Below are 13,813 nucleotides of genomic sequence, written 5' to 3'. Positions count from 1 at the left end.
TAGTATGTCAACAATTATAAATTACGAAAAAGAAGTTGTTAATCAAGCACAAACTAGACGCGATACAGTTGAGTTTATCAATATCATACATGATTTGTGGTATGATAAGTCAATTGAGTTGGTGTTGTTTAGAAACCCTTTGGTAGACAAAAGAGCTAGTGAAGTTTTAAACTTAATTAATTACGCAAAAGAATTTGTTGCAAAACCAATTACAATTCAAGATGCGTTAGAAATTGCACAAGCTGTTCAGCAAATAGAATTGCCAGCTTCAAAATTAGATATTGGTAAGTTGGCTTACGAATGCTATTTAAATCCTTCAAACTGTACTGATAAAGTTGATTTTGTGAAAAAGCAACTAAAAAATATTGATACTACTAAAAACGTTGAGCCAAAAGATGTTGTATTGTATGGTTTTGGTAGAATCGGACGTTTGTTAGCTCGCGAACTTATGATTAAAATGGGGAAGGGGTCTCAATTGCGTTTAAGAGCGGTAGTGACTCGTGGTAAAATTGATGCTACTGTGTTAGAAAAAAGAGCTTCTTTATTAAGTATCGATTCTGTACATGGAGATTTTTTAGGAACCGTACAAACTGATGTAGAAAATAATGCATTAATCATAAACGGAACTACTGTATATATGATTTCTGCAAATCAACCAGAAGATATTGATTATACAACATACGGAATTAATGATGCGTTAATTATTGATAATACAGGAGCTTTTAGAGATAAAGAAGCATTGTCAAGACATTTAGTTCCAAATGGAGCTAGTAAGGTTTTATTAACAGCACCAGGGAAAGGAATTCCAAATATTGTTCATGGAGTAAATCATTTAGATAATAATCCAGACAATGTTGATATTTTCTCTGCAGCTTCTTGTACAACAAATGCGATTACACCAATTTTAAAGGTGTTAGAAGATAATTTTGGAATTAAAAAAGGGCATTTAGAAACCATCCATGCGTATACTAATGATCAGAATTTAGTAGATAATATGCATAGTAAATACCGTAGAGGTAGAGCTGCTGCTTTAAATATGGTGATTACAGAAACTGGAGCAGGAAAAGCAGTAGCAAAAGCATTACCCGCTTTAGAAGGTAAATTGACATCTAACGCAATTAGAGTTCCAGTGCCAAATGGATCTCTAGCTATTTTAAATTTACAATTACATCAAAATGTAACCGTAGATAATATAAATTCAATCATAAAGAAATATGCTTTAGAAGGCGATTTGGTAGAACAAATAAAATATTCAATCGATAACGAATTAGTTTCTTCCGATATTATTGGAACAACAGCACCTTCAATTTTTGATAGTAAAGCAACCATTACAGATGGAAATACGATTGTAATTTATGTTTGGTATGATAACGAATACGGATACTCGCATCAAGTAATGCGATTAGCAAAACATATTGCAAAAGTGAGAAGGTATACGTATTATTAGAATTTAATACTCCCAGAGATTACTTCAATTTATAATAAAGTAATCTCTGAAAAATTGTAATAGTATAATATTAGTTTTTATTTCAAAACCCATTCACCTTTTTCAATTAAAGGGATGGCTTGTTTAAATTTCACTTCTTTTTCCTCACCGCTCATTACATTTTTAATAGTAACACGTTCGTTTCTACCAATTTTTGGTTGTTCACGAACTATAGTTTCAACTGGTTCTTGTTGTCTAGAATTCTGAATAGCTTGTTCTGTAGAATTTTGAACATCCGCTTTACTGGTATTCAATTTTTCTCTTTTTTGCTGACGCGCTTCAGAAATTTGACTAGAATCTTGCGATGGTAATTCACCTTTAAATAAGAACGACAACACCTCTTTATTTATCTGATCTACAGTAACTTTAAATAATTCAAAAGCTTCAAACTTATAGATTAATAACGGGTCTTTTTGTTCATACGATGCATTTTGTACAGAATGTTTTAATTCATCCATTTTACGTAAATGATCTTTCCAATTTTCATCAATAATTGCTAAGGTGATGTTTTTCTCAAAATCTGTAATTAACGATTTCCCTTCACTTTCATAGGCATCTTTTAAGTTAGTAACAACTTGTAAAGATTTTACGCCATCTGTAAACGGAACTACAATTCGCTCATATTTGTCACCTTCATTTTCATAAACATCTTTAATAACAGGATATGCTAAAACAGCATTTCTTTCGATTTTATTTTTATAATGTTCTGTAACAATATCGTATAATTTGTCTGTAATTTCTTTTTCAGATAATTGCTCAAATTCTTCTTCAGAAAAAGGAGAGGTCATCGAAGAAAAACGAATTAACTCAAATTCAAAGTTCTGAAAATCTTTATTTAATTTATTTTGATTGATAATAGATTCACATGTTTCATAAATCATGTTCGCAATATCAACTTGTAGACGTTTACCATCTAGAGCGTTACGTCTTCTTTTGTACACAAATTCACGTTGAGAATTCATGATGTCATCATATTCTAACAAACGTTTTCTTGTTCCAAAGTTATTTTCTTCAACTTTCTTTTGCGCACGTTCAATAGATTTAGAAATCATAGAATGCTGAATAACTTCACCATCTTTTAATCCCATTCTATCCATCATTTTTGCAATTCTATCAGAACCAAATAAACGCATTAAATTATCGTCTAAGGCAACATAAAACTGCGTTGACCCAACATCTCCTTGTCTACCGGCTCTACCACGTAGCTGCCTGTCTACACGTCTTGAATCATGCCTTTCTGTACCAACAATTGCTAATCCACCAGCATCTTTTACGTCGTCAGATAATTTAATATCTGTTCCACGACCTGCCATATTTGTTGCAATAGTTACAACACCTGGTTTACCTGCTTCGGCAACAACATCAGCTTCACGTTTGTGTAATTTTGCATTTAAAATATTATGTGGAATTTTACGCATTTGTAACATTCTACCTAATAATTCTGATATCTCTACAGAAGTTGTACCTACTAAAACTGGACGTTTTTCATCAACAAGTTTTACAATATCTTCAATAACTGCATTATATTTTTCACGAGCAGTTTTATAGACTAAATCTTCTTTATCGTCTCTCTGAATTGGTTTGTTAGTTGGAATTTCTACAACATCTAATTTGTAAATTTCCCATAATTCACCAGCTTCAGTAATTGCAGTACCTGTCATTCCAGATAACTTACGATACATTCTAAAGTAATTTTGTAACGTTACGGTAGCAAAAGTTTGTGTTGCATCTTCAATCTTAACATCTTCTTTTGCTTCAATTGCTTGATGTAATCCATCTGAATAACGACGACCGTCCATAATACGACCAGTTTGTTCGTCAACAATCATTACTTTGTTCTCCATCACAACATACTCCACATCTTTTTCAAAAACCGTATATGCTTTTAAAAGTTGATTCATGGTATGAATACGTTCACTTTTAATGCTGAAGTCTTTGTATAATTCTTCTTTCTCAGCAGCTTTTTCTTCTGGAGTGGTTTCAGCTGTATCAATTTCACCAATTTTCACACCAATATCTGGTAATACAAAGAAAGTTTCATTTCCTGTTTTTTCAGATAAATGTGCAATTCCCTTATCAGTTAAATCAATTTGATTATTTTTTTCTTCTATAACAAAGTACAAATCTTCATCTACTTCTGGCATCAACTTATTGTTGTCTGCCATATAAAAATTCTCGGTTTTTTGTAACGTTTGTTTTATACCTTCTTGAGATAAAAACTTAATTAAAGCTTTATTTTTAGGTAAACCTCTAAAAACTCTTAATAATAAGAATCCTCCGTCTTTAGTATTTCCATCTGCAATTAATTTTTTAGCTTCAGCTAAAACACTCACTAAATGCTTACTTTGCAGTGAAACAATTTCGTTTACTAATGGTTTTAAATCGTTAAATTCGTGTCTATCTCCTTGTGGTATTGGCCCAGAAATTATTAAAGGCGTTCTAGCATCATCAATTAATACTGAATCTACCTCATCAATAATTGCATAATTTGGAGCTCTTTGTACTAAATCTTCTTTAGAATTCGCCATATTATCACGCAAATAATCGAATCCAAATTCATTGTTTGTTCCGTAAGTAATATCTGCATTATAGGCTTTTCTACGTGCGTCTGAATTGGGTTGGTGATAATCGATACAGTCTGTACTTAATCCATGGAACTCAAAAATAGGAGCCATCCATGCTTTATCACGTTTTGCTAAATAATCATTTACGGTTACTACATGCACTCCATTTCCAGTCAATGCATTTAAGTAAACGGGTAGGGTAGAAACTAACGTTTTTCCTTCACCAGTCATCATCTCAGCAATTTTTCCTTGATGTAAAACAGAACCACCAATTAACTGCACATCATAATGGATCATATCCCATGTAATAGGTTTTCCTGCGGCATCCCAAGAGTTTGCCCAATATGCTAAATCACCATCAAGAGAAACGTGCTCATGGACTCCTGATAATTCTCTATCTAAAGGAGTAGCGGTAACTTCAACTTCTACATTATCTACAAAACGTTTTGCAGTTTCTTTAATAACAGCAAAAGCTTCTGGCATTATGCTGTCTAAAATTTCTTCAGAAATTTTATAGGCATCATCTTTTAAAGTATCAATTTCTGCATAAATATCTTCTTGTCGATCAATATTTGCAGTTTTTGCTTCTTCTTCTAAAGTAGATACTTTATCATCTATTTCTTTGGTAGCCTCTTTTAATTTATTTTTAAATTCTCCAGTTTTCGCACGTAATTCATCGTTAGATAAACTTCTAATGGTAGTTTCAAAGGTGTTTACTTTTTCAACTATTGGTTGTAATATTTTAAGATCTTTTTTTTGTTTATCTCCAACAAAAACTTTGATGATTGAATTTAGTATGCTCATTTTTCAAGTATGCTATTTTATCAATTTTAAAAATTGACTTATAATATTGTTATTCAGCTAATTAACAAGAATGTTTGCTAGCCTATTTTTCTTTTTATTTAATTTTTAAAAATACCAAAAAAAAAGCCTCAATTGAGACTTTTATATTTTTTAATTATTGTTTTTAATATTCATCTTCGTTCCAAAGATAATCATCTTCGGTCGGATAGTCTGGCCAAATCTCTATGATTGAGTCATATGAGTCTCCTTCATCCTCGATATCTTGTAGGTTTTCTACAACTTCTAATGGAGCTCCTGTTCTAATAGCGTAATCTATTAACTCATCTTTTGTTGCTGGCCAGGGTGCATCTGCTAAATAAGATGCTAATTCTAGTGTCCAATACATTTCTTACTGTTTAATTTTGTGCAAAAATAATTTTTTTGCTGAATTATGCAAGTCTTTTTTAAGAAATATAAAATCAATAAAGAAAGAACTTACTTATTTTTCTTAGGAATCCATTTGATTTCCTCTACTGATAAGTCTTTAGACAATTTTCGTGCCAACACAAAAAGATAGTCAGAAAGTCGGTTTAAATAGATTAATATATCTTCATTTACAGTTTCGCTATCATTTAGAGCGACAGATAAACGTTCAGCACGTCTGCAAACACATCTAGCGATGTGACAGAATGACACCGTTTGATGTCCTCCAGGAAGTATAAAATGAGTCATTTGAGGAAGTTCTTCATTCATTTTGTCGATTTCATTTTCTAAAAATTGAATTGAATTTTCTTCAACTTTAGGAATGTTTAATCGTTTTTTTCCGTTTTTTAAGGTTTCTTTTTCTGGTGGAGTTGCCAACATGGCTCCTAAAGTAAAAAGTTCATTTTGAATTTTTAATAATGAATTTTTAATTTCAGAACTTATATCCTGATCTTTTATTAACCCAATATAAGAATTCAATTCATCAACGGTTCCGTAACTTTCTATACGTAAATGATGTTTTTTTACTCGTGTTCCTCCAAATAATGCAGTGGTTCCTTTATCTCCTGTTTTAGTATATATTTTCATTTTATGAGTTGTAAAGTAGCAAAGTTACAAAGTTACAAAGTTTCAAAGTTGCAGAGTTTGCCTTTTTACAATTAAACGAATAAACAGTTCCCTATTTTATAAAACTCTAACTTTAAAATGTTCTTTGGCTTGTTCTTTTCTGAAGAAAACAACTCCAAAATAAAAAACATCCACAGTAACAGTTACCTTTGGATGATTTTTTATTTCTTTCCATGCTTCCTGCATTTCTGAGTTCCAATAAATATCATCAAAAATGAAGAAAGAGTAATTATTAGTTGTTTTTATGCATTCATTGAAATAATGTAGCGTTGCTTTTTTAGTATGATTTCCATCAAAGTAAATACAATCAAACATTTTGTCTTTTGTAACTTCTGGTAGCGTTTGAGAAAAATCGCCAGTTATTAAATCAATGTTTTTATACTCGAATTTTTCAAATTGATTTTTAGCAACCTTACTTGTTTCAGGGCAACCTTCTAAAGTTATAATATTGTTTTTTGGATTAGCTAAATGAATTGCAGTTGTACCAATTCCGAGAGAAGTACCAATTTCTAAAACGTTTTCAGGTTTAAAATATGTTATTAATTTAATTAATAATTGAGTTTTTTTATTTGAAATTCCTGCAATTTTCGCAATTTTAGAAACCTGTCTTTTTTCACTTTTAAATATTTTTGAACCCGAACCAAAATCTGTTACATTGATGAAGTTTTTATTATTTAAAAGTCCTTTTTTAAATAATGTATGCTCATTTAAAGTTTTTGCATCCGTTTTTTTATATAAAGATAGAGTTACTAAATTATAAACAAATGGAGAGTGTACCCCATGTTGATTGGTAGATTTTGTTAAAAATTTTAAATACTGAATGTGTTGGTAAAACATCAATTTTGATAATAAAAACGAAATTAAAATAAAAATTATACTAATACAGTCATAAAAAGTATATTTGTGTAATTAATCCTTTTTCTTAATGATGAAAAAAATAGTATTGCTTGTGCTTCTTTTGTCTGTTTTTGTTGGTTGTGTACCCAATAAAGATTTGACATATTTACAAGGAACTCCACAAAATGAAAGAGAAATTCGTAAATTAAATAATACCCCATATAGATTGCAGGTTGAAGATGCTATATTTATAGAGATAAATGCTGTTGATGAAGATTTAGTGAAAATGTTTTCAAAGAACAGTAATACTCAGAATAATTCTGGAGGAAATGGAGGTAATCAATCATTTAATAGTGGAGAAGGTTATTTAAGAGGGTATTCAGTAGATAATAAAGGTAATATTAGATTGCCGTATTTGGGAGAGATGAATGTTTTAGGTTATACCACAGTAGAAGTTAGAAAGAAACTAGAAAAAGAGCTGTGGAAAATGTTTAAAGATAAAAACGATGTTTTTGTGACAGTAAAACTGGCTGGAATTAAATTCAATGTAATTGGAGAGATTGAGAATCCTGGTCCAAAAGTTATTTACCAAAATCATGTAACTATTTTTGATGCCATTGCTTTTTCTGGTGATATTACTTTAGTAGGGAACCGAAAAGAAGTTAAGATTTATAGAAAATCTATAGAAGGAAATAAAGTTTTTACGATTGACTTAACAAAAGTAGATGCTTTAGATTCAGATTTGTTTTATATTAAACCTAATGATATAATAAATGTCACGCCTATAAAACAAAAGTCTTTAGGAACTGGAACAACTGGTTTACAAAGTTTAACCACTTTATTGTCAGTGTTTTCATTAGTAACTTCAACAATTTTATTAGTTAGAAATTTATAATTATATGAGTACTAACAATAATAACAATAATGTAAGTATAGATTTAAAGTCTTATGTATATAAGGTTATTGCTTATTGGAAGCTTTTCGCAATAGCGTTATTTATTGCTTTTATGATTGCCAAATTTGTAAATGGATATCAGCAAAGAATATTTAGTTTAGATACTACAATTTCAGTAAAGGAAGAAAACAATCCTTTATTTTCTACAGGAACTAATATTGCTTTTAATTGGGGTGGTGCAAGTGATTTGGTAGAAACTTCTAAAATAATTTTAACTTCAAGAACACATAATGAAAAAGTTGTAAGAAGTTTACAGTTTTATATAGATTATCTTAAAGAAGGAAAGTATAGGCAAGAAGATGTTTATGGCAAAACTCCCTTTAAAATTGATTTACAGACAGATAAACCGCAATTATATAATAAGTTAATTAAAATTAAAGCAATAGATTTTAATAAATTTAATCTTTCATTTGATTTTAATACAGAATCATCAAATCCACTTATAATTTACGATAAAGATTCAGTAGCTTATGTAAAATCAGAGACACCAACTTTTTCTCAAGATTTTTATATTAATGAGTCTATTAATACAGAACATATAAATTTTACAGTAAAGACTAAAAAATCACTTGAAATTGGTGAGGAGTATTTAATTCGTTTTAAAAGTTTTGATGGAACCGTTGGTAGTAATAGGTATTTAAGAGTAACTGATATTGCTAGTGGAGCATCTATGTTAAAGCTTCAGAAACAGGGTTCTAATAAAAATAGAATTGTTGATTACCTTAATGAAACAGTTCAAGTTTTAATTAGAGATAAAAAAGCTCAAAAGATAGAATATGCTGTAAGTACTAGAGATTATATAGATACCTTATTTAGGGAAGAATCAAGGAAGCTGGATGGGTATGAAAAAGATTTAGGAGCATATAGACAAAAAAATAACATTTTTGATTTATCGGCAGAAGGTGGTAAAATATTTGAAGAAGTAACTAAATACGATGATGAAAAAAGAAGGCTTTCTGAAGCAATGGGATATTATAATAGTTTAGAAACCTATTTAAAGAATAATAGTAAATATGATCAGGTTATTCCTGCACCTGCCATTTTAGACGTTATTGATCCTAAAATTCCAACTGAAGTAAATAATTTAATTCAGCATTCTGCACTTTTAGAAAGAGCTAAGTTATCTGTAACAGATAATCATCCTTCAATAAAAAAACTAAAAAATGATATTAATATTTCTCGAAGTGTATTATTAGAAAATATTAATGATTTAAGGAGTAATATTAAAGGAAAAGAAACTAGATTAAATAGAAGGCTTTCTGATTCAAATTCTAAACTAAAACAACTCCCAAGAAAAGAACAAGGTTTAATCAAGTTTCAAAGAAATTTTGCTTTATCAGAACTTAATTATAATTATTTAAAACAGAAAGGATATGAGGCTGGAACCGCGATAAAAGCAAATGTATCTGATGTAAAGGTCATTGATACCGCAAAAGATTTAGGACAAGGAGCTATTTATCCTCAAACTCAATTTAATTATATTCTAGCGTTAATATTCGGTGTAATTCTGCCTCTAGTTTATATTGTAATAAGAGAGTTATTAGACAATAAAATACATACAGTAGAAGAAATTGAAAACAATTATAGAATTCCTGTTTTAGGGGTGATTGGTAGAAATACAGGAAAAAATAATTTAGCTGTTTTCGAACGACCTAAATCTTCTGTGGCTGAATCTTTTAGAGCCTTAAGGTCTAATATTCAGTTTCTTTTTAAAAGTAATGATGAAGCTAAAAATGATTCTAAAACGTTGGTATTGACTTCTTCTGTAAGCGGAGAAGGGAAAACGATGATTTCTATTAATATGGCAACTGTATTTGCTTTGAGTGGAAAAAAAGTTATTTTAGTAGGGTTAGATTTAAGAAAACCAAAAATTTATTCAGATTTCGATTTAACCAATGATGTTGGGGTTGTTAATTATTTAATTAATCAAAAAACGATTGATGAGGTTACTAGTAAAACAAAAGTTCCTAATTTAGACATTATATTATCTGGGCCAATTCCACCAAACCCATCTGAATTGCTTTTAAATAAGAATGCAGATAATATGATGAAGCATTTAAAAGAAAACTATGATTACGTAATTATAGATACACCGCCTATTGGTTTGGTTTCTGATGCTTTGGAATTATTTAAATATTCAGATGCAATCATTTATGTAATCCGTCAAGGCTATTCTGAAAAAGGAATGATGAAAATGATTGATGATAAATATAGTAATAAAGAAGTCTCTAATATTAGTTATGTTTTAAATGATTTCTCTATTAAAAGTAAATATGGTTACGGATATGGTTATGGCTACGGATATGGTTATGGCTACGGATATGGTTATGGGAAATATGGTAATGGATATCATGAAAATGAAGTCAAAAAATCAATGTTTTCTAAAGTTTTAGGATTTTTTAAGCCTAAGAAATAATGCTTTCTGTAAAGCAAAAAGTTATTAAAAGATTTATTGATATCATCTTTTCTTTATCTGGAATTACCCTTTTAATTATACCAATTTCAATATTAGTTTTACTTTCTACGATTATTAATAATGAATTTGGAATTTTCTTTCAAAAAAGAGTAGGAGAGAAAGGTGTTGTTTTTACCATTTTTAAGATTAAAACGATGAAGTTAGGAAAAGAAGATTCTATTTCTTCTTTTGGAAAATTCCTTAGAATAACAAAGTTAGACGAATTTCCACAATTATTTAATGTACTATTTGGACAGATGAGTATTGTTGGTCCGAGACCTGATATTAAAGGTTATGCTGATGAATTACAAGGCGAAGATAGAATTATTTTATCTGTAAAACCTGGTTTAACATCTCCAGCTGCATTATTTTTTTCTGATGAAGAAAGTTTATTGAGTAAACAAGAAAATCCATTAAAATATAATGATGAAGTTCTTTGGCCTAAAAAAGTGGAATTAAATAAAGAGTACGTTCAAAATTGGAGTTTAAAAAACGACTTTAAGATTATCTTAAAAACGATAAAAATTATTTTCAATTAACCTTTTCTCCAGAAATATATACTTCATCTATTAAATTAGATCCAAAACTATAGGGGATAAAACCATAAGAAGGAATTTCTTTTGTAATAATAAAATTAGCTTTTTTCCCTTTAGTTATCGATCCGACTTTATCCGATAAATTCATGGCGTAAGCTCCGTTTATAGTTGCGGCATTAATTACTTCTTCCGGAGTCATTTTCATTTTTATACATGCTGTTGCTACTACAAAATTCATATTCCCAGAAGGAGTAGAGCCTGGATTAAAATCAGTAGCTAAAGCTAAAGGTAAATTAGCACCAATAATTTTTCTAGCAGGAGTATAAGGAATACCTAAAAAGTAAGAACATGATGGCAATGCTACAGGCATTGTTTCAGTGTTTTTTAAACTATCAATATCTTTATCAGTCATAATTTCTAAATGATCTATAGATAACGCCTTGTGTTTTACACTAATTTGTACACCTCCAATACTTGTAAATTGATTTACGTGTACTTTAGGTATTAATCCATATTTTTTTCCTGCAGTCAAAATTTTATCAGTATCATCAACAGAAAAATAACCAGTTTCACAAAAAGCATCAATAAACTCAGCTAAATTCTCTTTGACAATTCTAGGAAGCATTTCTTCAATTATTAAATTGATATAGGCTTCTTTATTATTTTTGTATTCTTGAGGAAACGCATGCGCTCCCAAAAATGTTGCTTTAATCGGAATGGAATAATTTTCTTTGAGTTTTTTTATGACTCTCAACATCTTTAATTCAGCCTCAACAGTTAATCCATAACCTGATTTAATTTCTACTGCGCCAGTACCCATAGTCATAACTTCTTCTAGTCGTTTTGCAGATTGTGTATATAATTCATCTTCAGAAATTTCTTGTAATTTTTTAGCAGAATTTAGAATTCCGCCACCATTATTTGCAATTTCCTCATAAGTTAAACCTTTAATTCTATCAACAAACTCCTGCTCTCTATTACCAGCATAGACAATATGTGTGTGTGAATCGCACCAAGTCGGTAAAATTATTTTACCTGAACAATCTATTGTTTTATCTGCCGAAAAAGATACATCTTTCATAGTGCCAAATTCAATAATAACATCTTTTTTAATTACTAAAAAAGCATCCTTTATGCTTGGTAAATCACTCATTTCTTTACCGGAAACTTTTTTTATACTAATATCTCTAACCTGAATTAATTCTTTTATGTTGATGAATATTGTTGTCATTATTTAGTTTTGAGTTACATCAAAATTAAGCAAAAAAAAAACCACTTTAAATAAATTTAAAATGGTTTTCAATTTTATTCTGTAAAAGTTTATTTTAAACTTCCTGTCATATCTTCTGGTTTTACCCAATCATCATATTGTTCTGAAGTTACATATCCTAAACGAACAGCTTCTTCTTTTAAGGTTGTTCCGTTTGTGTGTGCAGTATTAGCTATTTCAGCAGCTTTATAATACCCAATTTTAGTATTTAAAGCAGTAACTAACATTAACGAATTATTTACTAACTCAATTATTCTAGTATGGTTTGGCTCAATTCCAGCAGCACAATTTTCATCAAAAGAAACACAAGCATCACCAATTAATTGTGCAGATTGTAACACATTAGCCGCCATCATTGGTTTAAAAACATTTAATTCATAATGTCCTTGAGTTCCACCAACAGTAACTGCAACATCATTTCCCATCACTTGCGCACAAACCATTGTAATTGCTTCTGCCTGCGTAGGATTTACTTTTCCAGGCATAATAGACGATCCAGGTTCATTGGCAGGAATAATTAATTCTCCAATACCAGAACGAGGTCCAGAAGCCATTAATCGAATGTCGTTTGCAATTTTATTTAAAGAAACAGCTATTTGTTTTAATGCTCCGTGAGTTTCTACCAAAGCATCATGTGCTGCTAATGCTTCAAATTTATTTTCGGCAGTAACAAAAGGTAATTCAGTAAATTCTGCAATATATTTTGCTACTAAAACATCATATCCAGCAGGTGTATTTAATCCAGTTCCAACTGCAGTCCCTCCCAAAGCTAATTGAGATAAATGTTCTAAAGTATTTTTTAATGCTTTTAATCCGAAGTTTAATTGCGCTACATATCCAGAAAATTCTTGCCCTAAGGTTAGGGGAGTAGCATCCATTAAATGTGTACGTCCAATTTTTACAACGTCTTTAAATGCTTCTGATTTTGCTTTTAAAGTATTTCTTAATTGCTCAATTCCAGGAATTGTGTTTTCTACAATTTTTTTATAAGCAGCAATATGCATTCCTGTTGGAAAGGTATCATTTGATGATTGTGATTTGTTTACATCATCATTGGGTTGAATGGTTTTATCGCCTTCTCCAATTACTTTTCCAGCAATTTCATGAGCTCTATTGGCAATTACTTCATTTACATTCATGTTAGATTGCGTACCAGAACCTGTTTGCCAAATAACTAACGGAAACTGATCATCTAATTTTCCTTCTAAAATTTCATCACAAACTTGAGCAATTAAATCTCTTTTTTCTGAAGATAAAACACCTAATTCACAATTTGTAAATGCAGCAGCTTTCTTAAGGCATGCAAAGCCGTAGACCACTTCTAATGGCATAGAACCAGAAGGTCCAATTTTAAAATTATTACGAGAACGTTCTGTTTGAGCTCCCCAATATTTATCAGCAGGAACATTAACTTGTCCCATGGTGTCTTTTTCTATTCTGTATTTAGTCATTTTATTGAATGAATTTAGAAGTTTCAAATTTACAAAATCTAGCACAATCGGTTATTAACAAAATCAACTTTATTGTTGTTGAAATAATTTTTGTTTTGATAGTTAGAATTGAAAATATGTATTATTTTTGCGTTATAATTTTTACAAAGAGAAACAAATGTTAGATTTTTCAGAATTTTCAGGATTAGTATTATTCATGTTTATTTTTACAACAGGATTTTGGTTGTTAATATTCTTATTAACATTTGTAGTTCCATATTGGATTGGTGGAACTATTTGGGAAAATTGGAAATTAAAAAAAGAAGCTAAAAAAGCTGCTCAAGGAAAGTAGTTTTTACAACATAAAATAAAAAAGGATCGCAATTG

The 13,813-nt window shown here is 30.0% G+C and carries 11 protein-coding genes; 5 read left to right on the top strand and 6 right to left on the bottom strand.

Translation table 11 applies throughout. The features are described 5' to 3' along the window. Window positions 1–4: 4 nt before the first annotated feature. Window positions 5–1,447 carry a glyceraldehyde-3-phosphate dehydrogenase gene (locus OD91_RS02145; protein ID WP_144894758.1) on the top strand — a complete coding sequence of 481 codons (1,443 nt, stop codon included), beginning with the start codon at window positions 5–7 and terminating at the stop codon, window positions 1,445–1,447. A 77-nt stretch (window positions 1,448–1,524) separates the two neighbouring features. On the opposite strand, the gene secA is transcribed toward OD91_RS02145, so the two are convergent. The 4 genes from secA to OD91_RS02125 form a co-directional block, all read right to left on the bottom strand. Then, complete coding sequence (gene secA, locus OD91_RS02140; RefSeq protein ID WP_144894757.1) at window positions 1,525–4,854, bottom strand: preprotein translocase subunit SecA; 3,330 nt, start codon at window positions 4,852–4,854, stop codon at window positions 1,525–1,527. 163 nt (window positions 4,855–5,017) lie between these two features. Next, on the bottom strand, window positions 5,018–5,239 hold the full coding sequence (locus tag OD91_RS02135; protein ID WP_036785931.1) for a DUF2795 domain-containing protein: 222 nt from the start codon (window positions 5,237–5,239) through the stop codon (window positions 5,018–5,020). A gap of 89 nt (window positions 5,240–5,328) precedes the next feature. Continuing rightward, window positions 5,329–5,904: a cob(I)yrinic acid a,c-diamide adenosyltransferase gene (locus OD91_RS02130; RefSeq protein WP_144894756.1), complete on the bottom strand. Its 576-nt coding sequence runs from the start codon at window positions 5,902–5,904 to the stop codon at window positions 5,329–5,331. A gap of 96 nt (window positions 5,905–6,000) precedes the next feature. Further along, on the bottom strand, window positions 6,001–6,780 hold the full coding sequence (locus OD91_RS02125) for an O-methyltransferase (RefSeq protein WP_144894755.1): 780 nt from the start codon (window positions 6,778–6,780) through the stop codon (window positions 6,001–6,003). A gap of 88 nt (window positions 6,781–6,868) precedes the next feature. Here OD91_RS02125 and OD91_RS02120 point away from each other — a divergent pair, with 88 nt between their 5' ends. Genes OD91_RS02120 through OD91_RS02110 form a run of 3 tightly spaced genes read left to right on the top strand, consistent with a single transcriptional unit; the run spans window position 6,869 to window position 10,729 of the window. Next, window positions 6,869–7,675 (top strand): polysaccharide biosynthesis/export family protein, encoded by an 807-nt coding sequence (locus tag OD91_RS02120; protein ID WP_144894754.1) that lies wholly within the window; start codon window positions 6,869–6,871, stop codon window positions 7,673–7,675. A 4-nt stretch (window positions 7,676–7,679) separates the two neighbouring features. Next, window positions 7,680–10,151, top strand: coding sequence for a polysaccharide biosynthesis tyrosine autokinase (locus OD91_RS02115; RefSeq protein ID WP_144894753.1), 2,472 nt, complete (start codon window positions 7,680–7,682; stop codon window positions 10,149–10,151). Then, window positions 10,151–10,729, top strand: a complete 579-nt coding sequence (locus OD91_RS02110; RefSeq protein ID WP_144894752.1) for a sugar transferase — start codon at window positions 10,151–10,153, stop codon at window positions 10,727–10,729. The genes OD91_RS02115 and OD91_RS02110 overlap by 1 nt, the downstream gene beginning before the upstream one ends. On the opposite strand, the gene hutI is transcribed toward OD91_RS02110, so the two are convergent. Together hutI and fumC are read right to left on the bottom strand one after the other, a co-directional pair. After that, the gene (hutI, locus tag OD91_RS02105) at window positions 10,722–11,957 is read right to left on the bottom strand and encodes an imidazolonepropionase (protein ID WP_144894751.1); all 1,236 of its coding nucleotides are present in this window, start codon (window positions 11,955–11,957) and stop codon (window positions 10,722–10,724) included. The genes OD91_RS02110 and hutI overlap by 8 nt on opposite strands. Window positions 11,958–12,046: 89 nt before the next feature. Further along, window positions 12,047–13,447, bottom strand: a complete 1,401-nt coding sequence (gene fumC, locus OD91_RS02100) for a class II fumarate hydratase (protein WP_144894750.1) — start codon at window positions 13,445–13,447, stop codon at window positions 12,047–12,049. 157 nt (window positions 13,448–13,604) lie between these two features. Here fumC and OD91_RS13415 point away from each other — a divergent pair, with 157 nt between their 5' ends. Next, on the top strand, window positions 13,605–13,778 hold the full coding sequence (locus OD91_RS13415; protein WP_186434377.1) for a hypothetical protein: 174 nt from the start codon (window positions 13,605–13,607) through the stop codon (window positions 13,776–13,778). The last annotated feature ends 35 nt before the right edge of the window (window positions 13,779–13,813 follow it).

This window comes from Lutibacter sp. Hel_I_33_5 (genome assembly GCF_007827455.1).
In the GTDB taxonomy this organism is placed as follows: domain Bacteria; phylum Bacteroidota; class Bacteroidia; order Flavobacteriales; family Flavobacteriaceae; genus Polaribacter.
The sequence above is the reverse complement of the archived record's forward strand: the minus strand, read 5'-3'. Positions and strand labels throughout refer to the sequence as shown.

Excerpts from the sequence above, each read along its gene's own strand:
- OD91_RS02110 (WP_144894752.1), top strand. The coding sequence starts at position 10,151 with ATGCTTTCTGTAAAGCAAAAAGTTATTAAAAGATTTATTGATATCATC.
- OD91_RS02145 (WP_144894758.1), top strand. The coding sequence starts at position 5 with ATGTCAACAATTATAAATTACGAAAAAGAAGTTGTTAATCAAGCACAA.
- secA (WP_144894757.1), bottom strand. The coding sequence starts at position 4,854 with ATGAGCATACTAAATTCAATCATCAAAGTTTTTGTTGGAGATAAACAA.
- OD91_RS02135 (WP_036785931.1), bottom strand. The coding sequence starts at position 5,239 with ATGTATTGGACACTAGAATTAGCATCTTATTTAGCAGATGCACCCTGG.
- OD91_RS02120 (WP_144894754.1), top strand. The coding sequence starts at position 6,869 with ATGATGAAAAAAATAGTATTGCTTGTGCTTCTTTTGTCTGTTTTTGTT.
- OD91_RS02125 (WP_144894755.1), bottom strand. The coding sequence starts at position 6,780 with ATGTTTTACCAACACATTCAGTATTTAAAATTTTTAACAAAATCTACC.
- OD91_RS02115 (WP_144894753.1), top strand. The coding sequence starts at position 7,680 with ATGAGTACTAACAATAATAACAATAATGTAAGTATAGATTTAAAGTCT.
- OD91_RS02130 (WP_144894756.1), bottom strand. The coding sequence starts at position 5,904 with ATGAAAATATATACTAAAACAGGAGATAAAGGAACCACTGCATTATTT.
- hutI (WP_144894751.1), bottom strand. The coding sequence starts at position 11,957 with ATGACAACAATATTCATCAACATAAAAGAATTAATTCAGGTTAGAGAT.
- OD91_RS13415 (WP_186434377.1), top strand. The coding sequence starts at position 13,605 with ATGTTAGATTTTTCAGAATTTTCAGGATTAGTATTATTCATGTTTATT.
- fumC (WP_144894750.1), bottom strand. The coding sequence starts at position 13,447 with ATGACTAAATACAGAATAGAAAAAGACACCATGGGACAAGTTAATGTT.